The organism is Enterobacter sp. BNK-29 (assembly GCF_048684785.1).
Classification (GTDB): domain Bacteria; phylum Pseudomonadota; class Gammaproteobacteria; order Enterobacterales; family Enterobacteriaceae; genus Enterobacter; species Enterobacter cloacae_M.
Window position 1 is genome coordinate 576,591 of record NZ_JBLQTU010000001.1, and the last position, 23,418, is coordinate 600,008.

19 protein-coding genes and 1 pseudogene are annotated in these 23,418 nt (G+C 57.1%); 9 read left to right on the plus strand and 11 right to left on the minus strand.

Features of this window, described 5'->3' with window-relative positions:
* Nucleotides 1-107: 107 nt before the first annotated feature.
* Entirely contained in the window at nt 108-2,405 is a 2,298-nt protein-coding gene (gene bglX / locus ACMGGX_RS02725; protein ID WP_181593503.1) for a beta-glucosidase BglX, read from the minus strand.
* Nucleotides 2,406-2,594: 189 nt separating this feature from the next.
* Here bglX and dld point away from each other — a divergent pair, with 189 nt between their 5' ends.
* Both dld and ACMGGX_RS02735 read left to right on the plus strand, forming a co-directional pair.
* Nucleotides 2,595-4,343, plus strand: coding sequence for a D-lactate dehydrogenase (gene dld, locus ACMGGX_RS02730; protein WP_420298012.1), 1,749 nt, complete (start codon nt 2,595-2,597; stop codon nt 4,341-4,343).
* Nucleotides 4,344-4,455: 112 nt separating this feature from the next.
* Nucleotides 4,456-5,010 (plus strand): GNAT family N-acetyltransferase, encoded by a 555-nt coding sequence (locus tag ACMGGX_RS02735; protein WP_047647278.1) that lies wholly within the window; start codon nt 4,456-4,458, stop codon nt 5,008-5,010.
* 94 nt (nt 5,011-5,104) lie between these two features.
* On the opposite strand, the gene pbpG is transcribed toward ACMGGX_RS02735, so the two are convergent.
* Both pbpG and ACMGGX_RS02745 read right to left on the minus strand, forming a co-directional pair.
* A complete protein-coding gene (pbpG, locus tag ACMGGX_RS02740) occupies nt 5,105-6,028 on the minus strand; it encodes a D-alanyl-D-alanine endopeptidase (protein ID WP_181593506.1) in 924 nt (307 codons plus the stop codon).
* Nucleotides 6,029-6,195: 167 nt separating this feature from the next.
* Nucleotides 6,196-6,783, minus strand: coding sequence for a Yip1 family protein (locus tag ACMGGX_RS02745; RefSeq protein WP_063440827.1), 588 nt, complete (start codon nt 6,781-6,783; stop codon nt 6,196-6,198).
* 157 nt (nt 6,784-6,940) lie between these two features.
* Between ACMGGX_RS02745 and ACMGGX_RS02750 the strand changes: the two genes are divergently transcribed.
* Nucleotides 6,941-7,513: a DedA family protein gene (locus ACMGGX_RS02750; RefSeq protein ID WP_420298013.1), complete on the plus strand. Its 573-nt coding sequence runs from the start codon at nt 6,941-6,943 to the stop codon at nt 7,511-7,513.
* Between the two features lie 87 nt (nt 7,514-7,600).
* On the opposite strand, the gene ACMGGX_RS02755 is transcribed toward ACMGGX_RS02750, so the two are convergent.
* The 8 genes and pseudogenes from ACMGGX_RS02755 to ACMGGX_RS02790 form a co-directional block, all read right to left on the minus strand.
* Nucleotides 7,601-8,365: an SDR family oxidoreductase gene (locus ACMGGX_RS02755; RefSeq protein ID WP_336657853.1), complete on the minus strand. Its 765-nt coding sequence runs from the start codon at nt 8,363-8,365 to the stop codon at nt 7,601-7,603.
* Between the two features lie 50 nt (nt 8,366-8,415).
* The gene (gene mdtQ / locus ACMGGX_RS02760; protein WP_420298014.1) at nt 8,416-9,834 is read right to left on the minus strand and encodes a multidrug resistance outer membrane protein MdtQ; all 1,419 of its coding nucleotides are present in this window, start codon (nt 9,832-9,834) and stop codon (nt 8,416-8,418) included.
* A 326-nt stretch (nt 9,835-10,160) separates the two neighbouring features.
* Complete coding sequence (locus ACMGGX_RS02765; RefSeq protein WP_420298015.1) at nt 10,161-11,555, minus strand: glycoside hydrolase family 1 protein; 1,395 nt, start codon at nt 11,553-11,555, stop codon at nt 10,161-10,163.
* A gap of 12 nt (nt 11,556-11,567) precedes the next feature.
* Nucleotides 11,568-13,534, minus strand: a pseudogene (gene bglF, locus ACMGGX_RS02770) (PTS beta-glucoside transporter subunit IIABC).
* 24 nt (nt 13,535-13,558) lie between these two features.
* Nucleotides 13,559-14,392 (minus strand): BglG family transcription antiterminator LicT, encoded by an 834-nt coding sequence (gene licT / locus ACMGGX_RS02775; RefSeq protein ID WP_032658940.1) that lies wholly within the window; start codon nt 14,390-14,392, stop codon nt 13,559-13,561.
* A 166-nt stretch (nt 14,393-14,558) separates the two neighbouring features.
* The gene (locus ACMGGX_RS02780) at nt 14,559-15,905 is read right to left on the minus strand and encodes a carbohydrate porin (RefSeq protein ID WP_348561501.1); all 1,347 of its coding nucleotides are present in this window, start codon (nt 15,903-15,905) and stop codon (nt 14,559-14,561) included.
* Between the two features lie 302 nt (nt 15,906-16,207).
* Entirely contained in the window at nt 16,208-17,140 is a 933-nt protein-coding gene (gene dusC / locus ACMGGX_RS02785; protein WP_420298016.1) for a tRNA dihydrouridine(16) synthase DusC, read from the minus strand.
* Between the two features lie 41 nt (nt 17,141-17,181).
* Nucleotides 17,182-17,979, minus strand: a complete 798-nt coding sequence (locus tag ACMGGX_RS02790; protein WP_420298017.1) for an AraC family transcriptional regulator — start codon at nt 17,977-17,979, stop codon at nt 17,182-17,184.
* Between the two features lie 59 nt (nt 17,980-18,038).
* Between ACMGGX_RS02790 and ACMGGX_RS02795 the strand changes: the two genes are divergently transcribed.
* From ACMGGX_RS02795 to ACMGGX_RS02820, 6 genes are all read left to right on the plus strand, one after another.
* Nucleotides 18,039-18,749: a type 1 glutamine amidotransferase gene (locus ACMGGX_RS02795; protein ID WP_348561502.1), complete on the plus strand. Its 711-nt coding sequence runs from the start codon at nt 18,039-18,041 to the stop codon at nt 18,747-18,749.
* Between the two features lie 184 nt (nt 18,750-18,933).
* On the plus strand, nt 18,934-19,329 hold the full coding sequence (locus ACMGGX_RS02800) for a CidA/LrgA family protein (protein ID WP_023312463.1): 396 nt from the start codon (nt 18,934-18,936) through the stop codon (nt 19,327-19,329).
* Nucleotides 19,326-20,021: a CidB/LrgB family autolysis modulator gene (locus tag ACMGGX_RS02805; protein ID WP_029740398.1), complete on the plus strand. Its 696-nt coding sequence runs from the start codon at nt 19,326-19,328 to the stop codon at nt 20,019-20,021. The genes ACMGGX_RS02800 and ACMGGX_RS02805 overlap by 4 nt, the downstream gene beginning before the upstream one ends.
* Before the next feature lie 129 nt (nt 20,022-20,150).
* The gene (gene cdd, locus ACMGGX_RS02810) at nt 20,151-21,035 is read left to right on the plus strand and encodes a cytidine deaminase (RefSeq protein WP_029740399.1); all 885 of its coding nucleotides are present in this window, start codon (nt 20,151-20,153) and stop codon (nt 21,033-21,035) included.
* A gap of 126 nt (nt 21,036-21,161) precedes the next feature.
* A complete protein-coding gene (gene sanA, locus ACMGGX_RS02815) occupies nt 21,162-21,878 on the plus strand; it encodes an outer membrane permeability protein SanA (RefSeq protein WP_008500918.1) in 717 nt (238 codons plus the stop codon).
* Between the two features lie 124 nt (nt 21,879-22,002).
* Nucleotides 22,003-23,391 (plus strand): glutamine synthetase family protein, encoded by a 1,389-nt coding sequence (locus ACMGGX_RS02820; RefSeq protein WP_181595204.1) that lies wholly within the window; start codon nt 22,003-22,005, stop codon nt 23,389-23,391.
* Nucleotides 23,392-23,418: the final 27 nt, after the last annotated feature.

A 23,418-nucleotide genomic window follows, 5' to 3' on the forward strand; every position in this document is an offset into this window, starting at 1 on the left:
TTGAGAGAAAAGAGTAGCTTAAAACAGCGGATTTACCCGGCAAAATGCCTTTTTAGCATAACGTAAGACGCATCCCCCGGGAGTCGGGGGATGCAAAGGAAGGAAGGTTACAGCAGCTCGAACTCGCCTTTATTCACGCGGGCGGAATCCACCCCGATAAAGACGTTAAACTTGCCTGGCTCCGCATCATATTTCATCTGCTGGTTCCAGAACTTCAGCGCGTCCACGTCAATCGGGAAGCTGATGGTTTGGGTTTCGCCAGGCTTCAGATTGACCTTCTCGAAGCCGCGCAGCTGCTTCACCGGACGGCTCATCGAGGCGGTGACATCCTGCACGTACATCTGAATCACCGTTGCCCCTTCGCGCTTGCCGGTGTTGGTCACCTCAACGCTGGCGATAACTTTGCCGTCACGCTTCAGGGTCGGTGCCGACATTTTCACGTCAGAAACCTTGAAGGTGGTGTAGCTCAGACCGTAACCAAACGGATACAGCGGGCCGTTTGCTTCGTCGAAGTAACGGGACGTGTACTTGTTCGGCTTGTCGGCGTTGTACGGGCGACCGGTGTTCAGGTGGCTGTAGTAGACAGGGATCTGCCCGACGGAGCGCGGGAAGGACATCGGCAGCTTGCCCGAAGGGTTGTAATCACCAAACAGCACGTCGGCGATGGCGTTACCGCCTTCGGTACCGGCGAACCAGGTTTCCAGAATGGCGTCAGCCTGCTGGTCCTCTTTCACCAGCGCCAGCGGACGACCGTTCATCAGCACCAGCACCAGCGGCTTGCCGGTAGCTTTCAGGGCGGCGATCAGATCGCGCTGGCTCTGCGGGATGGTGATGTCGGTACGGCTGGAGGCCTCGTGCGCCATACCCTGCGCTTCGCCCACGACCGCGACAACGACGTCAGACTGTTTCGCGGTATTCACCGCCTCGTCGATCATCTCCTTCGGCGTGCGCGGATCGACCTTCACCGCTTCCTCGTACTGGTTGAGGAAGGTGACGATGTCTTTGTCGTTGGTGACGTTCGCCCCTTTGGCGTACACCACTTTCGCGTTATCACCTACGGCACTCTTAATCCCGGTCAGCACGGTCACGGACTGATCGGCCACGCCTGCCGCAGACCAGCTGCCCATCACGTCGCGCTTGCTGTCGGCCAGCGGGCCCACCACGGCAATGGTGCCGGATTTTTTCAGCGGCAGCGTGTCGAGGCGGTTTTTCAGCAGCACCAGGCTTTCGCGCGCCACGTCACGCGCTTCTTTGCGGTGCAGACGGCTTTCGGCGTTGGTATCTGCCGGGTCAGAATCCTTCGGCCCCAGATGGCTGTACGGATCGTTAAACAGCCCCATGTCATATTTCACGTTCAGCACGTGGCGCGCGGCATCGTCCAGCTCCGCCATCGTTACCTTGCCGCTCTTAACCAGGCCCGGCAGGTATTTGCTGTAATACTCGTCGCTCATGCTCATGTTGATGCCGGACTTGAGCGCCACGCGCACGGCGTCTTCCGGATCGGAGGCGGTACCGTGTTTAATCAGCTCTTTAATCGCGCCGTGGTCGGAAACGGTGATGCCTTTAAAGCCCCACTGGTCGCGCAACACGTCTTTCAGCAGCCAGGAGTCAGAGGTCGCGGGCGTGCCGTTCAGCGAGTTCAGCGCCACCATCACCGCGCCGCTGCCCGCATCCAGCCCTGCCTTGTATGGCGGCATGTAGTCGTTGAACAGGCGCTGCGGGCTCATGTCGACGGTGTTGTACTCTTTGCCGCCTTCAACCGCGCCATAGGCCGCGAAGTGTTTGACGCTGGTCATCACCGAGTAGCGATCCGCCGGGCTTTTGCCCTGCATCGCTTCCACCATGGTTTTACCCATCGTGGAGGTTAAATACGTATCTTCACCAAAGCCTTCCGAGCCGCGGCCCCAGCGCGGATCGCGCGAGACGTCCACCATTGGCGCCCAGGTCATGTTCAGGCCGTCGTCCGCCGCTTCATAAGCCGACACGCGCCCGACGGTTTTCACCGCGTCGAGGTTAAAGGAAGAGGCTAAACCGAGGCTAATCGGGAAAACGGTACGCTGGCCGTGCACCACGTCATAGGCAAAGAACAGAGGAATTTTCAGGCGGCTGAGATCCATCACCTGATCCTGCATCTTGCGGATATCCTGGCGGGTGACGGTATTAAAGATGGCCCCAACCTGCCCGTCTTTGATCATCTCGCGGATGGCCTCTTTCGGGTTATCCGGGCCGACGCTGATAAGACGCAGCTGGCCGATTTTCTCATCGACCGTCATTTTTTTGAGCAATTCCGTGACAAACGCGTCCCGTGCTTCAGGCGTGAGCGGGTGATTACCAAACAAATCCTCTGCCAGCGCAGGTTGCAGCGCCAGGCTGACGGCGACACCTACAGAACATAGCCATTTCATGTCGTTTTACTCTCTCATCAATAACCGCCGGACGATCTCGGCCATACCGTGCGAAAAGCGCAGTGTGCCACAAACCCTCGAAACGTTGCAGGGTTATTCTCTGATTTTTCTCGTGAATACTCGACCGCTTAACAGTTAATCGCGCTATGCTTTACAGCGAGAAATTTGCCCCACCACAAGGAGTGGAAGATGTCTTCTGTTCGAACAAACGATAACACGGCTTTTATTAACGAACTGTCGCGCCTGGTTGGCTCCTCTCACCTGCTTACCGACCCGGCCAAAACCGCCCGCTACCGCAAAGGTTTCCGCTCCGGTCAGGGCGAGGCGCTGGCGGTGGTCTTCCCCGGCACGCTGCTGGAGCTGTGGCGCGTGCTGAGCGCCTGCGTCGCCGCCGACAAGATTATTTTAATGCAGGCCGCCAATACCGGCCTGACCGAAGGCTCCACGCCGAACGGCAACGATTACGATCGCGACATCGTGATTATCAGCACCCTGCGCCTCGACAAGCTGCACCTGCTGGATAAAGGCGAGCAGGTGCTCGCGTTCCCCGGCACAACGCTCTACTCCCTGGAAAAAGCGCTTAAGCCGCTGGGCCGTGAGCCGCACTCGGTGATTGGCTCGTCCTGCATTGGCGCCTCGGTGGTTGGCGGGATTTGCAACAACTCCGGCGGTTCGCTGGTGCAGCGCGGCCCGGCCTACACCGAGATGTCGCTGTTTGCCCGTATTGACGAAAACGGCAAGCTGACGCTGGTGAACCACCTGGGAATCGATCTCGGCGCGACGCCAGAGCAGATCCTCAGCAAGCTTGACGACGATCGCGTGAAGGACGAAGACGTGCAGCACGATGGCCGCCACGCGCACGATCACGACTACGTGACCCGCGTGCGGGATATCGACGCCGATACGCCGGCGCGCTACAACGCCGACCCGGACCGCCTGTTTGAATCCTCCGGCTGCGCCGGGAAGCTGGCCGTGTTTGCCGTACGTCTGGATACCTTCCCGGCGGAGAAAAAGCAGCAGGTGTTCTACATCGGTACCAATCAGCCTGAGGTTCTGACCGAAATTCGTCGTCATATACTGGGCGAATTCACCCATCTGCCGGTGGCGGGCGAGTACATGCACCGGGACATTTACGACATCGCCGAGCGTTACGGAAAAGATACGTTCCTGATGATCGACAAGCTCGGCACCGACAAAATGCCGTTCTTCTTCACCATGAAGGGCCGCACCGACGCGATGCTGGAGAAAGTGTCGCTGTTCAAACCCCACTTCACCGACCGCTTTATGCAGAAGCTGGGCAACGTTTTCCCGGCGCATCTGCCGGAGCGAATGAAAACCTGGCGCGATAAGTACGAGCATCACCTGCTGCTGAAAATGGCCGGGGACGGAATTGCCGAAGCGCAGTCCTGGCTGACCGAATTCTTCAAAACCGCCGAAGGGGATTTCTTCGCCTGTACGCCTGAAGAGGGCAGCAAAGCGTTCCTGCACCGTTTTGCCGCCGCAGGCGCCGCCATCCGTTACCAGGCAGTGCATTCTGAAGAGGTGGAAGATATTCTGGCGCTGGATATCGCCCTGCGACGTAACGACACCGAGTGGTTTGAGCACCTTCCGCCGGAAATCGACAGCAAGCTGGTGCATAAGCTCTATTACGGCCACTTTATGTGTTATGTCTTCCATCAGGATTACATCGTCAAAAAAGGGGTCGATGCGCACGAACTGAAGGAGCAGATGCTCGCCCTGCTGCGCGAACGCGGCGCACAATATCCTGCGGAACATAACGTCGGGCATCTTTATAAAGCCCCTGACGCACTTAAGCAGTTTTATCGCGAGAATGACCCTACAAACAGCATGAATCCCGGCATTGGTAAAACAACGCGGAAGAAATACTGGAAAGAAGAGGCAGATACGGAGCAGCGCGTAACGCAAGCGTCTGATTAATTCCTACAGCCAAATTTGAGAGATTGTTTAGCGTGCCTTAATCGTAATAGAGTGACGCTCTGACGCCGGAGGAACGTTTCTCCGGCATTCTATAACGAGGAGCAGGCACATCATGTCGGCTATTGATGTTTTATCCGAGACCGAACTGGAAGTGCGCGATGCCCTTCCCGATGATGTGCATGCCATCGCCGCCATCTATGCCTGGCATGTGCTGCACGGGCGCGCGTCATTTGAAGAAGTCCCCCCTACTATCGACGAAATGCGTCAGCGTATGAAAAGCGTGGCTGAGAGCGGTTTGCCGTGGCTTATCGCGCTGTATCGCGGCATCGTGGTGGGCTACTGCTACGCCACGCCTTACCGCCCGCGACACGCCTACCGCTATACCCTGGAAGAGTCGATTTACGTGGATGCCAGCATCACCGGGCGCGGTTTTGGTTCGGCATTAATGGATGCGCTGATCGCCCGCTGCGAGCAAGGCCCGTGGCGGCAGATGATTGCCGTTGTGGGAGATGGCAACAATAATTCCGGCTCGCTGCGGCTGCATAAAAAACATGGTTTCGTGATTGTCGGTCAGCTGCGCAGCGTAGGCTATAAGAAAGGTGACTGGCGGGATACGGTGATTATGCAGCGCTCGCTTAACGATGGGGACTGGACGCTGCCGGAATAAACGCAAAACGGTAACCTGGGTTACCGTTTTTAGTGTTTTCTCCCTCTCCCTGTGGGAGAGGGTCGGGGTGAGGGCATCAGCGCGCACAAACGACTCAGTCGTTCTGCGCCGTCGCCATCTGTTCCGCTTTCTGCTTTTTATACGTCAATGCTGCGGCCGGAACGGGCTGCACTTTCCCGGTTTCAATCCAGGTACGCAGGCGGCTCGCGTCCGCGAAGTGGGTATATTTGCCGAAGGCATCCATCACCACCAGCGCCACCGGCTTACCGTTAAACACGGTGCGCATCACCAGACAGTGTCCTGCCGCGTTGGTAAAGCCGGTTTTGGTTAACTGAATGTTCCAGTTATCGCGGTATACCAGATGGTTAGTGTTGCGGAACGGCAGCGTATAGGCCGGGTTCGCAAAGGTCGCCATCTCTTCACGGGTGGTGCTGAGCTGACCAATCAGCGGATACTGTTTGCTGGCAATCAGCAGTTTCGTCAGATCGCGGGCCGTGGAGACGTTGTTGATCGACAGACCCGTCGGTTCAACATAATGCGTATTGGTCATCCCCAGCGCTTTGGCTTTTGCGTTCATCGCGCGGATAAAGGCGTCATAGCCGCCCGGATAGTGGTGCGCCAGGCTCGCCGCCGCACGGTTTTCAGACGACATCAGCGCCAGCAGCAGCATATTTTTACGGCTGATTTCACTGTTCAGACGCACGCGGGAGTAGATCCCTTTCATCTCAGGCGTGTGGCTGATATCCACTTTCAATTTTTCGTCCAGCGGCAGATGTGCATCTAGCACCACCATCGCGGTCATTAATTTGGTTATTGAGGCAATCGGGCGCACCAGGTCCGGATGGCTGGCGTAGATGACCTTATTGGTGTTGAGATCGACAATCATCGCGCTGCCGGACGCAATTTGCGGCTGAGCGGCGGCGGCGGTCACCGCAGGCGTTTTAGCGACGGCCGACACGGCAGCGGACGCGCCCAGCAGCAGCGCCAGGCTAAGTAAAGAGACTCGGAATTTCAGCATGGTGAGACTTCTGATAATTATTCACGCACGTCATGACGTACACCGCCTGTATCAACGGATAAACACAGGCTGGCTTCGGCATCATAGCGGTCACCGGGCGTTGTCGCCAGCGGATAATCGTGAACAGATGCTGCATTGCTGGCATTTACGCCAGCAATGCAGTGAACTCAGAAGAGACGGTATCCGTAACCCCAAAGAATAACCGTCAGCGCCAGTAGCGCCTCCAGCACCAGCACCCCAATAGCGAGTGTTGAACTGGAAAAACTCAGGCCTTCTTCTTTATTGATATTCAGGAAGGTTGGAACCCCCAGATACAGCAGATATCCGGTGTAAAAGAGGGCAATAGTACCGATCAGCGCGCACAGCCAGACCAGTGGATAGAGCGCAACAATACCGCTTAAGAACAGCGGGGTCGCGACATATCCGGCAAAGACCATACAGTGCGCCAGCGATGGACGTTGCGGGTAGTTACGCGCCATCCAGTGAATGACGCGCCCCATTACCGCCACACCCGCCAGCATCAGGCCATAAAAAACGATGGCCAGATAGAGCCCGGTAAACCAGGAAAGCTGAACCACGGTGCCGTCACCGAAGTTCCAGCCGATTTGTGTTGTTCCGATAAAGGCGCATATTACCGGCACCGCAGCCATCAGCAGCACGTGGTGCGTGTAATGATGCGAGACCGTTTCGTTCTCATTTTTGATGACATGCATTTCACGATCGGGATGGGAGAAAAGTCCCCAGACATGGTTCATAGCGCCCCCTTGTTGTCGGCCCGTCAGCGATACCTTAAGTATAATGCAGGCTTTAGATTATTTTCTGTACAGTGGGAAATTTCCGTTGATTTCCCCGCTGTTGATTCATGAGGTATATGATTAAACGAGGTAAGCAGAGGGAGATAACATTCACGTAATGGATATTAACGCACTCATTGAACAATATGGATATGCCGCGCTGGTCGTCGGTAGCGTGGCAGAAGGTGAAACCATCACGCTGTTAGGCGGCGTCGCCGCGCATCAGGGATTGCTGAAATTCCCGCTGATCGTCGCAGCGGTCGCGCTCGGTGGAATGATTGGCGATCAGCTGCTCTACTTTCTCGGGCTGCGCTTCGGGCCCACGCTGCTTAAGCGTTTCGCAAAGCATCAGAAGAAAATCCGTCGTGCTCAACGGCTCATTCAACGTCATCCTTATCTGTTCGTCATCGGCACGCGCTTTATGTATGGCTTTCGCATTATCGGGCCGATACTGATTGGCGCCAGCCATCTGCCGCCAAAAATTTTCCTGCCGCTCAATGTTCTTGGTGCGATTGCCTGGGCGCTGATCTTTACGACGCTCGGCTACGTAGGAGGCGAAGTGATTGGCCCGTGGCTGCATAATCTCGACCAGCACCTGAAGCACTGGGCGTGGCTGATTCTGGTGGTGGTGGCGGTGATTGGGGTCAGGCTGTGGCTGAAGCATCGGGAAAAGACGCGGGATGAGGAGTAGCCGGGTGCGGCCTGATGCCCTCACCCTAACCCTCTCCCACAGGGAGAGGGAACTAAAAACACCCTCTCTCACAGGGAGAGGGGAAAACTACCCCTCCGGCTTAAACTGCGGGTTCGCCAGCATAAAGCCCCCGTCGACAATAAACGATTGCCCCGTCGTGTAGCTGGCGTCGCTGTCGCACAGCCATGCCACCAGGCTGGCTATCTCTTTGGTGTGGCCCGGCCGCGCCAGCGGGATTTCCGGCATTGAGCCTTCCTTCACTTCGCTGTCGTCCATGTCGTTCATCGGTGTGGCAATGGCGCCCGGCGCGACGGCGTTCACCAGAATGTTGTGCTTAACCAGTTCCATCGCCATGGATTTGGTTAACCCGCCGAGCGCGTGTTTTGCCGCCGTGTAGGCGCTCGCCTCCGGCAGCGGCGTGTGCTCGTGCACCGAGGTAATGTTCACAATCCGCCCCCCTTCCCCCTGCTTCACCATCTGTCGGGCGGCAATCTGCGAACAGAGAAACGCGCCGTCCACGTCGACGGTGAAAATGTTCCGCCAGTCGTCAAACGGCATCTCAAGGAACGGCGCTTTGGTCATCGCACCCGCATTGTTGACCAGCACGTCCAGCCGACCAAAACGCGCAATCAGCGTTTCAATAGCCTTTGCGCCTTCCGGCAGCGCGCTTAAATCAAGATGGATAGCCTCTGCGCGCTGCCCCTGCGCTTCAACTTCGCGGCAGGTTTCCAGCGCTCCTTTTTCATCCGAGTGCCAGGTGACGCCAATATCAAACCCGCGCTCTGCGAGCATCAGCGCCGTGGTTTTACCAATCCCGGAATCCGATGCGGTTACTATCGCTACTCTGGTCATACTCACCTCCTGAAAAACTGCAAAGAGGTAAGTATAGATAATGACCTTTTTTAGCCATGATGATAGCCACCGCCCAGCGCCGAGGTGAGCTGCAGCGTGGCGTCGACATACTGGCCTTTCAGCAACAATCCGGCGAGGTCTTCCCTGAGTGCCGGGATCCTGGCTTCACTGACCCGCGAGCCCGCAACGATCCCCGCGCTGAAACGCGCCTGCGCCAGCGCCACAACCCGCGCCGCATCTTTTTCGACCTGCTGCTGATGGCGGTTCTTCTCCGTCAGCGTTTCGACTTCGCTGGCCGTGCGCGCCACCTGATTGACCGCTTCGACCACCGCTTTGTTGTAGTTGGCCACCGAGAGATTGTTCTGCGCCTGGGCGATATCCAGGCTGGCGTTCAGCCTGCCGCTGTCGAAGATCGGCAGCGTCAGTCCGGCGGTCACGCCCATCTGCTGCGCTGAAGCGCGAAACAGATCGCTCAGATGGAGGGCATCCTGCTGTAGGAACGCCATCAGGTTCACGTCAGGATAGAAAGCCGCTCTGGCGGCCTCCACCTCGCTCATGGAGGCTTCGATATACCAGTGCGCCTCCTGAAGATCCGGACGGCGTGCCAGCAGCTCATAACCGAGCGTCGGCGGTAGCGCGGCGTCGACCGTCGGCAGCGCATGCCGCGTAAGCGTCACGGAGGAAGAATTCGTCAGCGCGACCAGACGCGCCTCGACGGCTTTCATCTTCCCGTTGACTTCTGCCAGCTGTTCTTCGGTTTTGTTGGCGTCGATATCGGTTTCCACCCCCTCCACGGAGGAGGTGATCCCGTGCTGATACAGTTCGCGATCGGCACCAATGATGTTGTCCTGCTCATGTTTGATCTGCGCGAGAACCTCCCCCGCGGCGGCCTGAGTTTGCCACTCCCAGTAGAGCCGCGCCACGCTGCTGGCCAGCAGCTGGCGGGTCTGCTCCAGCTCCGCTTTTTGCGCATTCACTTTGCCAATCCGGGCCTCGACCCGGGCGCGATTTTTTCCCCACAGGTCGAGCTCCCAGCCTGCGGTCAGGCCGAAGGTGCCGTTGGTGTACCACGGCCCGGTGGAGCCTGCAGCCGGGTCGGTAAGGGCAAAAGGCCCCATCAGCCCTTCGGCGGACATTTTCTGGCGTTCCGCATCAGCGGAAAAATCAATCTGCGGACCGTCAGCGGCCATTGCGGCTTTGGCCTGGGCTTCGGCAAGCGTAATACGCTGACGGGCAATCTGCATATCCGGTGCATCGCTCAACGCTTTCGCAATCAGCCCGTTAAGCTGGGGATCGTTATACGCTTTCCACCACTCATTTTTCGGCCAGTCCTGATGATTCAGAACCGTATTCACTGACGCCGCAGCGGTTTGCGTTTTAAGGGGAGATACCGTGGCATGTTCAGGCGCACAGGCTGCCAGAATAAAAGCGAAGGGAGCACTCAGAGATAAAATAAGAGAACGTTTCATTACGCCATACACTCAAAAAATAAAGGCGCACGTTACGCTCGATATCGTTCATTTTTTTAGTAACGCGTGGCAATCCGCAAATTGTCATACATTTTAATACCCGGAAATTTATTCCCAAAAAGAATGATTAAATCCAATGCATTCACGCCAAATATAAATACGCTGCTACACTTATTCAGGACATACATGAGCGGGAGAAAGGAATGAAAATATTACTGTGGGTTATTTTAATTATATTTCTGATAGGGCTCTTAGTGGTCACCGGCGTATTCAAGATGATTTTCTGATCTATTTGCCCGGCTCTGCGCCGGGCAACGTTCCCGATATCAGACTTTCAGCGAAGCCCCTCTCGTAGCAATAACCTCTTTATACCAGTAGAAACTTTTCTTACGGCTGCGCGCCAGCGTGCCCATTCCGCTGTCATCGCGATCGACGTAAATAAAGCCGTAGCGCTTAGAGAGTTCAGCTTTAGACGCGCTCACCAGGTCGATTGGCCCCCAGCTGGTATAGCCCATCACCTCAACGCCGTCTTCAATCGCTTCACGCACCTGCACCAGGTGGTCGTTAAGGTAGCTGATGCGATAGTCATCCTGCACCACGCCGTTGGCATCCGGTTTATCCTTCGCCCCCAGGCCATTTTCCACGATAAACAACGGCTTCTGATAGCGATCCCAGAGCATGTTTAGCAGGGTACGCAGGCCGATGGGGTCAATCTGCCAGCCCCATTCGGAACTTGCCAGATGCGGGTTAGGCACCATGCTCAGGATGTTGCCGCGCGCCTGCTGGTTGAGGGCCTCATCCGCGGTGACGCAGCCCGTCATGTAGTAGCTGAACGAGATAAAATCAACGGTCGATTTCAGCGCCTCGCGGTCGGCATCCGTTACCTCAAGCTGAATACCGTTGTCGCGGAAGAAGCGCTGCATATACCCCGGATAGGCGCCACGGCACTGCACGTCGCCAAAGAATTGCCATGCGCGATTTTCCTGCAGCGTCTCCAGAACATCTTCCGGCTTGCAGGTCAGCGGGTACATCAGGCCGCCCAGCAGCATGTTGCCGATTCTGGCATCCGGGATAATCTCGTGGCAGGCCTTCACGGCCAGCGCGCTGGCCACCAGCTGGTGGTGGATCGCCTGGTACACCTCCCCTTTGCTGCTGGTTTCCGGCAGGCCCACGCCGGTCATCGGCGCGTGCAGAGACATATTGATCTCGTTGAAGGTCAGCCAGAGCTTCACCTTCTCCTTGTAGCGCGCAAACACGGTGCGGGCGTAGCGCTCGAAGAACGCAATGGTCTGGCGGCTGCCCCACCCGCCGTACTGCTTCACCAGCCCCCACGGCATTTCGTAATGCGAGAGCGTCACCAGCGGGGTAATGTTGTGCGCGGCCAGCTCGTCAAACAGCCGGTCGTAAAACGCCAGCCCCGCCTCGTTAGGCTGCTGCTCGTCGCCGTTCGGAAAAATACGGGTCCAGGCGATGGAGACGCGCAGGCAGCTAAAGCCCATCTCAGCGAACAGTTTGATGTCTTCCGGGTAGCGGTGATAAAAGTCGATGGCGACGTCCTTGATGCCGCTGTCGCCCGCCACGCGCTCAACCACCGGGCCGAAGACACCCTGCGGCTGAACGTCTGAGGTGGACAGCCCTTTCCCCTCCTCCAGATACGCGCCTTCTACCTGATTCGCGGCAACCGCGCCGCCCCATAAAAAATCGTCCGGGAAAGTTTTCATCACGTTCTCCTGTTATTGATGGCTTACGCTGAGTAACGGCGCACCGGCACTGACGGACGTTGCCGCCACGGTCACCACGTCACGATACTCATCGCTGTTACTGATAATGATCGGGGTCGCCAGGTCGTATCCGGCATCGATAATCGCCTGTCGGTCAAACTCCAGCAGCAGATCGCCGGGCTGCACCCTGTCGCCCACCTTCACGTGGGCGGTAAACGGCCTGCCGTCGAGCTTCACGGTGTCGATCCCCACGTGGATCAACACTTCAATACCGCTGTCGCTGAGCAGGCCGATGGCGTGTTTGGTCTGAAACAGCGAGGCCACCACGCCGGCAAACGGGGCCACCACTTTGTTATCGGAGGGAATAATCGCGGCACCGCTGCCCAGCAGGCCGCTGGCAAACGTGGTATCCGGCACCTGGTCGAGCGCCAGAACGGTGCCGGTCATCGGTGCCAGCACATCGTTTTCACCCGCTGGCGCAACCGCCTCGGGCGCTGCGCGTCCCGGCATGCCCGCCACCAGCGTCAGGCCGCAGCTCAGCACCAGCGCTACCGCGGTGCCGATCACGCCGCCCCACAGCGTGGCGTTTACCCCGCCCGGCGGAATCATCTGGGCGATGGTAAAGATATTGGCGAAGCCAAAGGAGTAAACGTGGGTATCGCTGAAGCCGACAATCGCGCCGCCGATAGCTCCCGCCACGCAGCCAAAGATAAACGGGCGGCGCAGCGGCAGGTTTACCCCATAAACGGCCGGCTCGGTAATACCAAATATCCCTGCCGTCACCGATGAACCCGCCAGCATTTTCTGACGGGCATCGCGGGTACGCAGAAAGATCCCCAGCGCGGCCCCTACCTGACCAAATACCGCGGGCAACAGCATCGGCAGCATGGAGTCATGCCCCAGCACCGCCAGGTTGTTAATCATCAGCGGCACCAGCCCCCAGTGCAGGCCAAAAATAACGCAGACCTGCCACAGCGCGCCCATCGCCGCGCCCGCCAGCCACGGTGCCAGAACGTAAATACTCTGATAGCCGTTCGCCAGCATCTGGCTCAGCCAGGTCGCCAGCGGCCCGATAACGAGAAAAGTCAGCGGCACGGTCACGCCCAGACAGATCAGCGGCGCGAAGAAGTTTTTCATCGAGGAAGGCAGCAGCCTGGTGCTCTGTTTTTCCAGCCAGCAGCTCACCCACGAGGCGAGAATAATCGGGATCACCGACGAGCTGTAGTTAAACCAGGTGACAGGAATGCCCAAAAAGGCGTCCGATACCGCGCCCGGCTGCTGGCTGGCGTTAAACGCCGCAATCATCATCGGATGGGTGAGCGCCCCGCCGATCACCATGGTAATAAACGGGTTGCCGCCGAATTTTTTCCCGGCGGTATAGCCCAGCACCAGCGGGAAGAAGAAGAACAGCGCGTCGCTGGCGGCGAACCAGATTTTATAGGTGCCGCTTTCGACGGTGAGCCAGCCGCAGACAACCGCCAGCGCCAGCAGCCCTTTCAGAATACCGGACGCGGCGAGAATGCCGATAAACGGGGTGAAGATCCCGGAGACGATGTCAATCAGGCGGCCCAGCAGATTCCCTTTTTCTCCCTTCTCTTCCACGACGGGCGCGTCATCGGTAAGGCCTGCCTCATTGCGCACCGCCTGCCAGACGTCGTGGACGTGGTTGCCAATCACAACCTGAAACTGGCCGCCGCTTTCGACCACCATGATGACGCCCGGGTTTTTCTTGAGCCCTTCCGCATCCGCCCGTTGATTCTCTTTTAGTTTGAAGCGAAGCCGGGTGGCGCAGTGCACAAGACTGACGATGTTCTCTTTTCCGCCAACGTGGCCGAGAATATCCTTCGCTAAAGCCTGGTATTCCATCTCGATTTCCTTACATCCGATGCCTGCAGGCACCTGTTGACTGAGTACAAAAAATAAAAAAACCCGAGAACGTCCTTCTTACGAAGGCCGCGCTCAGGTTTTGCCTGCGTGATGCAGTAACAATCCTGTTTTGAGGCTTAACGCCCCTCTTTTCTCACCCGCTCGATATGAATGGCGAGGAACATAATTTCTTCGGTCGTCAGCTCACGCTGATAGCTTTTGTTCAGGTGCTGGGCGATTTTCTCGGCGCATTTCCACGCCTTCGCGTAGTTGTCTTTTACCGCCGTATGCAGCGAGACGTCGTCATCTTCCACCACGGTGCGGGTCAGCATCCTTTGGGCAAAAAACTTCAGATGAGTGACGAAACGCTGATAGCTGAGCGAGTCTTCATCGTACTCAAGCTGCAGCTGATACTTCACCAGCTGCAGGATTTCCTGCATCACCCGCGTAACGTGCATCACTTCCGGCATTTCGCTGTTCAACTGAGCGGTGACCAGATGCAGCGCGATAAACCCGGCCTCATCCTCCTCCAGCTCGACGTTCAGGCGTCTGGCGATAATGGCCCGCGCCTCCTGCCCTAATTCGAACTCCTTCGGATACAGCCGTTTAATATCCCACAGCAGCACGTTTTTGATGGCCAGCCCGTTCTTCTGCCGCTCAATCGCAAAGTAGCAGTGGTCGGTGAGGGTGATATACAAACTCTCCTGCAGCTTGCCCAGCCGCTGCGCCGCCAGCCCGATGATGCGGTCGCAGGTGGTCATTACCTCCAGCGGAATTTGACTCAGCAACTCCCCGAGTCGACGCACCAGTTCATCGCTTTGTAACGCAAACACCTTTTCAACCAACGCGGTATCCAGCGCTTCACCGACGCGCTTCTGAAAGGCCAGCCCACGGCCCATCACCACCTGTTCGCGCCCGCGCTCATCCTGAACAACCACCACGTTATTATTGAGTATCTTGGCGATTTTCATCTGAACCCCAGAAACAAAAAAACCTGACCTCCGGCAGATGCCAGAAAATCAGGTTTTGCCTGCCTAAGCAGTAACAATCCAGTTCTGGCACTTTATCAGTTTCATTCATAGCCTCAATGCATCACGCGTCAGAAACGTGACGCGGATCGACATTGCAACGGTGATATCAGAAGCTCACCACCGTTTTCAGCTCGGTAACCCAGGCATCCTGGGTGCGACTGATCCCGCCGGGATGGTGCCAGTACTGAATGCCCGGCTGCAGTTCAAGCCACGGCACTGGACGAAAACGGTAGTAAAACTCGCCGTTCAGGGAGTGGCCCGGCACCGGGCGATACGCCGGATCGTTATAGTCCGACACGCCGCTCAGGCTGTTCATATAGCGCTGATTGCGGGCGTACTGGCTGCTCATATCAATCCAGGTTAGCCCGAAGCCAATCCAGTCTTCCGGTCGCGCGTCAAACAGCCCGCGGTAGCGCAGCGAGGCGGCGTAAACCTGGTGCATATAGTTAGTGCTCTGATCCGCAAGGCTCATGCTGAAAGAGGTGCTCAACCCGCGATTCGGGTCATCCTGATGCTGCGTAAGCTGCTGGTTCAGCCCGGCGTACATGAACCAGGTCCGGCTGTGGGTATCAAAGCCGTTCGGGTCCGTCGCGCCCGCACCGCCGGATTTGCCGCGATAGAGATCGGTTTGCGGCGCGTTGGTAAACACCACGCCCAGGTTGTACGCGCCCGGCAGGCCGTTAATCAGCGGACGCGCTTCGATTTCAACCGGCAGTAAAACCCCTTTACTGCCCTTCGTCGACCAGCTCCAGGCGTGGCTGCGGCTCGAGGCCTCGGGATTTTGCTCCATCACGCCACCTTTTAAGGTCAGCGTCGGCGTTAATTTATACGCAAGCGTGGTGCCCCAGGTGTGAACGTTCCAGTTGTTCCACGTCAGCGAGTTGGCTGACTTCCCGCCGCACTGCGAAAGCAGCTGGAAATCACAGGGGATGATTTGATCGAAGGTCTGCACCTTGTTCATCATCCCGATGCGCCAGGTCAGACGCCGGTCGTCAAAGCTGCGGGCAAAGGTCAGCCAGCCCAGGCGGGTAATTGACTGTCCGCCCCAGCTCTCCTGGGTCAGGTCGTTAAAGTTGACGCGAGGGTCCTGCACGCGTTTGGTGGTAAGGTCGTCATTGTGGTTACGGTTGACGATGTTCCCTTCGATACGCGCGTCCGGGATACCGGTCCAGCGCTCAAGATCCTGGTTGAAGGTCAGCGCAAACTGGTCAATATAGGCCACGTGGGAGTCGTGGTTATAGCCACCGCCTCCGTTCCAGCCAATTTCATTCAGATATCCGAGGTTATAGGTAAAACCGTTATCGTTGAGGATTTTACGTATGCCGAGCATTTCGCCCAGAACAGGCTCCGGCGGAGCTTCAAAGCCTAATACCGTTCCATTCCAGTCCTGCGCCACCGACAGCGGGGATATCGTCAATAAGGCGAGCGCATAGAGTTTATTTTTATATGCCATGATAACAACCTGTGATTGAGTATTTTGTGCGTAACCGGCCGCAGGAAATTTTTCTATTTCCTGTCGATATTTCATTTTTATAAAATCAGTAAAAAGCGCTAAGCCAAATTTCTCTCCTGCGTAAACGAGAGGCAAAAAAAAACCTAAACGCTCCACAACGAAAATGCTGTGAAACGCTTAGGTTTTGCCTGTTAGCCAGTAACAATCCTGCGTTGAAAACAGTGGCACCTTAACATCGTCGCGCCACGTTGAAAACCAGAACTGTTTTCTGGTTTAAAAAAGTGTGAGCAATTTAACGCTTATTATTTTGACTGAATCACCCGGGCAATATCAGTCGAAGTCTGTAATGTCCGAATTTCCTGAAATAATCCCAGCGCTTCATCGTACTCTTTGCGTAAATAACTCAGCCACTGTTTAATTCGCGCGACGTGATACAAACCGGTATCGCCCTGCTTTTCCAGTCGGCTGTATTTTTGCAGCAGCGTGACGACGTCTGCCCACGGCATTCGCGGCTCGTTATATTTCACCACCCGGCTGAGGTTCGGCACATTCAGGGCGCCGCGACCGATCATCACCGCATCGCAGCCGGTGGCCTGCAGACAGGCCTGCGCGCTCTCGTAATCCCAGATTTCACCGTTGGCGATGACCGGAATGGTGAGGCGCTTGCGGATCTCGCCGATCGCCTGCCAGTTAATGCGCTCGGCCTTGTAGCCATCTTCTTTGGTGCGGCCATGCACCACCAGCTCGGTGGCCCCGGCCTGCTGCACCGCATCGGCGATTTCAAACTGCCGCGCGTCGCTGTCCCACCCCAGGCGCACCTTCACCGTCACCGGCAGATGCGAAGGCACGGCCTCACGCATGGCCTTCGCGCCGCGGTAAATCAGCTCAGGATCTTTCAGCAACGTCGCCCCGCCGCCGCTGCCGTTCACCAGCTTCGACGGACAGCCGCAGTTGAGATCCACCCCGTAAGAGCCCAGCTCAACCGCGCGGGCGGCGTTTTCCGCCAGCCATTCGGGGTACTGGCCGAGCAGCTGAATACGCACCAGCGTGCCGGAAGAGGTCCGGCTCTGGTTGTGCAGCTCGGGGCACAGGCGGAAGAAGGATTTTACCGGCAACAGCATATCGACCACACGCAGAAATTCCGTCACGCAGAGATCGTAATCGTTCACCTCGGTCAGAAGCTCGCGCACGAGGGAGTCGAGCACGCCTTCCATTGGGGCCAGTAAAACACGCATAGCAGTACCTGTGAAAAAAGACGCGCTATAGTAGCCGCTCTCTATATCGCTGGGAAGCGCTTCTGTTCAGGGAGAAAGTCAGCCGGCGTTGCCCCGACAATGGCGCGAAACGCCGCCGCAAATGCCGCCTGCCCGGAAAACCCCAGCATCCAGGCCACCTGTTTAACCGGGTATCCGTTGGCGAGCAGGTCCAGCGAGGCACAAATCCTTGCTCGCTGTCGCCAGGCCCGGAAGCTAAAGCCGGTATCTTTGATAAACGCGCGTGAGAATGTGCGTTCAGACATCGCGGCCTGTTCCGCCAGCCTGTCCATCGAAACGTCCCAGAGATTGCTGGCAATGATGTCACAGGCAACGCGATGTAAGCGCTCATCCACGGGCATCGGTAATTCCGCCGAAATCTGCTGCGCCTCGCTGAGGATTTCGAGCAGCAAAACGGCCATGCTGCGCTGACTGGCTGGCCGATATTGCTCACTGAACAGCCCGGCAATCAGCTCTTTGAACAACGCTGTCGCCGTAATCACGTGAACCTCTTCTTTCCGTTTAAAAGATCCGCATTGCGATATCAGCGTGGGGCTAAACCAGACCGCGCGGAGCTCCGTTGCGGATAACACGTTGTAGGTGTGTTCCTGAAAGGGAGGGATCCACAGCGCGCGCTGCGGCGGTATGACCCAACGCTTATTGCCGGTTTCGACCAGCATCACCCCTTTGATGGCAAACAAAAGCTGCCCCTGTGAATGCCGGTGAGGGGGATCCACTTCGCCGCGCGTATAGCTAATTGCCCCTCGGGACCATCCGATGGCATCGTCGTGAATTGGCGTTTTATCGATAACGGTTGGCATTTCACATTCCTCCCTTCCTCTTATGATGCTGCTTGTACACGTAACCGGAGAGAGACGCAATGCACATTCATTTTATCATTCATGAACATTTCGAAGCGCCAGGCGCATATGAAATCTGGGGAAAAAGCCGCGGCTGTAGCCTCAGCTACTCCAGAGTTTATCAGGGCGATCCGTTACCCGAGGATCTGCAGAGCACAGACTTGCTTATCATCATGGGAGGCCCGCAGTCACCTGCCACCACGCTTGAGGAGTGCCCCTGGTTTGACGCGCAGGCGGAAATGCGGCTCATCGGCCGCGCAATAGAGGCAGGTAAAACGGTGATTGGCGTTTGTCTGGGCTCGCAGCTTATCGGTGAATCGCTGGGCGCCGCGTTTTGCCATAGCCCGGAAAAAGAGATCGGCAAATTTCCCGTCAGGCTCACAGATGCAGGAAAGGCGAACCCGCTGTTTGAGGATTTTGGCCACGAGCTGAACGTCGGTCACTGGCATAACGACATGCCAGGGTTGACGCCGCAGGCTAAAGTGCTGGCTTACAGCGAGGGCTGCCCCCGTCAAATCGTGCAATATGGCGAACGGGTTTACGGATTTCAGTGTCATATGGAACTGACGCCGGAGGTGGTTGAGCTGCTGATTGAACATTCGCAGAACGATCTCAGCCGCGCGGCTGAATTTCGTTTTGTCGAAACGGCGGAAAAACTACGCTCGCATGATTATCGCGAAATGAACCAGGTGCTGTTTTCTTTTCTCGATAAACTGACCGCCTTGCGCTGATGCATTCTCTGGCTCGTCACTTCGCCACCGCACGCCCTTTCCTCTAAACTGTAGCCTGCCCCTGTGCGGTTATACCAGACGTTCCATTCTGGAATGTCTGGTATGCTCAAATTTCATGATGTGATCCGTGGCACATTTTTGGGTTTAATTGTATGATGAATGCGTTTCAGCAAGGACTATCACCATGAGCAAATCATTGAACATTATCTGGCAATATCTGCGCGCATTCGTCCTGATTTACGCCTGCCTGTATGCCGGAATTTTCATCGCGTCGCTGCTGCCGATCGTCATTCCCGGCAGCATTATCGGTATGCTGATCCTCTTTGTTTTGCTGGCGCTGCAAATCCTGCCCGCAAAATGGGTCAATCCCGGCTGCTTCGTCCTTATTCGCTACATGGCGCTGCTTTTCGTGCCTATCGGCGTCGGGGTCATGCAGTATTTTGATTTGCTAAAGGCCCAGTTCGGCCCGATTGTGGTCTCCTGCGCGGTCAGTACGCTGGTGGTTTTCCTGGTTGTGAGCTGGAGTTCGCATCTGGTGCATGGCGAACGTAACGTGGTCGGGGAGAAAACAAAAAAATGATGGCCAATATCTGGTGGTCGCTGCCGTTAACCCTGGCGGTGTTCTTCGCCGCGCGCAAGCTTGCCGCACGCTTCAAAATGCCGTTGCTGAACCCGCTGCTGGTGGCAATGGTGGTGATTATTCCGTTCCTGCTGCTCACCGGCATTCCCTACGAGCGCTACTTTGCCGGCAGCAAAATCTTAAACGACCTGCTGCAGCCTGCCGTTGTGGCGCTCGCCTTTCCTTTATATGAGCAGCTGCATCAGATCCGCGCCCGCTGGAAATCCATCATTACCATCTGTTTTGTGGGCAGCCTGGTGGCGATGATCACCGGCACGTCGGTAGCGCTGTTGATGGGAGCCTCCCCGCAGATCGCCGCCTCTATCCTGCCTAAATCCGTGACCACGCCTATCGCGATGGCGGTCGGCGGCAGCCTCGGCGGGATCCCGGCCATCAGCGCGATGTGCGTCATTTTCGTCGGTATTCTCGGCGCGGTGTTTGGTCACACCCTGCTGAACGGAATGCGTATTCATACTAAAGCGGCACGGGGGCTGTCGATGGGAACTGCCTCCCACGCCCTGGGCACCGCCCGCTGTGCGGAGCTGGATTATCAGGAAGGGGCGTTTAGCTCCCTGGCGCTGGTAATCTGCGGGATTATCACCTCCCTGCTGGCCCCGTTCATTTTCCCGCTGATTCTGGCGGTGATGGGCTAAAATTTGCGATGCGTCGCGCAAATTTCATTTTGATTTCATAAGTTGCATACATAATGAGAAGTGGATCACATATAAAGCCCTGGCGGCTCCGTAAACTACCGATCCATTAACCTTTATGAGGCATACGCCATGCACCCACGTTTTCAAGCTGCTTTCGCCCAGCTTGCAGAGAATTTGCAGTCAGCCCTGGCTCCCGTTCTGGCAGATGCACACTTCCCCGCCCTGCTGACCGCGGAGCAGGTCACGATGCTGAAACAAGCAACGGGACTGGACGAAGACGCGCTGGCTTTCGCACTGCTTCCCCTGGCTGCCGCCTGCGCGCGAGCCGATCTCTCCCACTTTAACGTCGGGGCCATTGCGCGCGGCGTCAGCGGAACCTGGTACTTCGGCGGCAACATGGAGTTCCTGGGCGCGACCATGCAGCAAACGGTTCACGCCGAGCAGAGCGCCATCAGCCACGCCTGGCTGCGCGGTGAAAAAGCCCTGAGCGCCATTACCGTTAACTACACCCCCTGCGGCCACTGCCGTCAGTTTATGAACGAGCTGAACAGCGGGCTGCAGCTGCGCATCAACCTGCCAGGCCGCGCGCCGCACACGCTGGGGGATTATCTGCCTGACGCGTTTGGCCCGAAAGATCTGGAGATCAAAACGCTGCTGATGGACGAGCAGGACCACGGTTACGCCCTGTCCGGCGATGACCTGAGCCAGGCGGCCATTCGCGCGGCGAACAAGAGCCACACGCCGTACAGCAAGTCCCCGAGCGGCGTGGCGCTGCAGTGCCGCGATGGCCGGATCTTTAGCGGCAGCTACGCGGAAAACGCCGCGTTTAACCCAACCCTGCCTCCGCTGCAGGGCGCGCTTAACCTGCTGAGCCTGAACGGCTATGACTATCCGGACATTCAGCGCGCTATTCTGGCAGAAATTGCCGATGCGCCGCTGATTCAGTGGGATGCGACCGCCGCGACGCTTAAAGCGCTGGGCTGCACGACGATTGACCGCGTACTGCTTGCGTAATCCTTCCGGCGGGCAGAAATGCCCGCCAGTTTGCTGAAAAACCCCTCAGTTGAGTCGCTGTTTCTTGCGCTAACCAGGCGGGTAAAGTAGCCTGAGTTAAATTTCATCCACGAACGAGCCATCTCCATGTTAAAGCGCGTTTTTTACAGCCTGTCTGTCCTGGTCGGCATACTGCTGTTGATCGTGCTGGGTCTCGACCGCTGGATGAGCTGGAAAACCGCCCCCTACATCTTTGATGACCTGCAGGACCTGCCCTATCGTCAGGTTGGCGTGGTGCTCGGCACCGCCAAGTATTACCGCACCGGCGTGATCAACCAGTATTACCGTTACCGCATTCAGGGCGCGCTGAACGCCTACAACAGCGGCAAGGTGAACTACCTGCTGCTGAGCGGCGATAACGCCCTGCAAAGCTACAATGAACCGGTGACGATGCGTAAGGACCTGATTGCCGCAGGCGTGGACCCTGCCGATATCGTGCTCGACTACGCCGGATTCCGCACCCTGGACTCCATCGTACGCACGCGTAAAGTCTTCGACACCAACGACTTCATCATCATCACCCAGCGCTTCCACTGCGAGCGCGCGCTGTTTATCGCGCTGCATATGGGCATTCAGGCGCAGTGTTACGCGGTGCCGTCGCCAAAGGACATGCTGAGCGTGCGCGTCCGTGAGTTCGGCGCGCGCTTTGGCGCCCTGGCCGATCTGTATATATTCAAACGCGAACCGCGCTTTTTAGGCCCGCTGGTGCCGATTCCGGCGATGCACGAAGTGCCGGAAGACGCGCAGGGTTACCCGGCCGTCACGCCCGAGCAGCTGCTGGATATGCAGAAAAAGGAGAAATAACAGGGCCGCCTTTATACTTTCTTTACGCCGGGCCTGACGCTTTTTATCCCCCCTTTACGTCGGCTCTTTTAAGCTGAGTTCACTGCCGCTACGGCTTCATTGAAGAATGACTATGAACTCAATAATGAATGCGTTTTTCCTCAAAAGTCTCCGTCCGTATTTTAACTTTCCCGGTTTATCACTTCCTGGCGCACTCAATTCCGGTCTCTGGCTTGATGAAAAAATTGACGCCCTGCAGCACAACATTTCAGTGGAAGTCGCAGATTATCTGGAACGTTACCCGCAGACGAAACATGTAGACGTTTACCTGAACGATATCAACGGCACGATGCGCGGCAAGCGTCTGTCGGTGGAGAGCATGCTGAGCCTGGAAAAAGGCTGTTATTTTCCCCTTTCGGTCTACTCGATGGATCAGAAAGGAAAAATCGCCGCCCCGCTTCATGATGAGCCGGACCGACTCTGCGTTCCTGTCGCCGGTTCCCTGCGCCCCTGCCCGCAGGATCCGCAGCACAATGCGCAGATCCTGCTGACGATGAAAGACAGCGACGATACCCCCTGCCCGCTTGAACCGCGCGTGATACTGCAGAACGTGCTGGCCCGCTTCCACCAGCACGGCCTCTTCCCGGTGATTGCCCCGGAAATCGAGTTCTATCTGACGGGGCATGACGATCGGGATCCGCAAAATCAGGGCTGTTTTCATATGGATACTACGACGGCCCATGCGGCCCTGTTTGACGAGCTGGAACAGCTGGCGCACCTGCAGCGCATCCCGCTGTCCGGGATCGTGGCGGAAGCCGAGTCCGGTCAGTACGAATTAAACCTGAAGCACAGCCATCGCGTGGTTGAGGTCTGCGATAACGTGCTGGCGCTTCGTCGCCTGACCCGATACGTTGCCGAAAAGCACGGCCTGCAGGCCAACTTTATGGCTAAGCCTTTCAGCCAGCTTTCCGGCAGCGGTTTGCACTTCCATTTCAGCCTGAACAATCGTCACGGCGAAAACGTCTTTGCTTCCCCGGTGAACGCGCTTAACAGCATGATGCGTTTGTGCATCGCGGGGCAGCTGGCGCTGATGCCCGCCTCCGTTGCCATTCTTGCGCCGGGCGTTAACGCGTTTCGTCGCCTGCGTAAAAACCTGACGGAGCCCGTATTTAACTCCTGGGGCTATAACACCCGCTCCGCCGCCCTGCGTATTCCCTGCTCGGATGACCACAACCGTCGTATCGAGTACCGGCTGGCCGGGGCCGATGCCAATCCGTATCTGGTCGCCGCCACGATCCTGACCGGTATGCTGTACGGGCTGGAAAACACCGACGACGAGGATTTGCCAGAACCGCAGCACGATCGCCCCGAGCTGCCGCTGTTTCAGCAGGAAGCGATTGAGACCTTTGCCCGCTGTCAGTACCTCACCGACAGCCTGGGCGACGCTTTTTCCGAACAGTGGGTCGCCTGCAAGCTCTCTGAACTCGACTGGTTTGAGCGCATCGTGACCCGAGAGGAGTCACAGCTGGCATAAGGCATAAAAAAGCCCGCTCGATGAGCG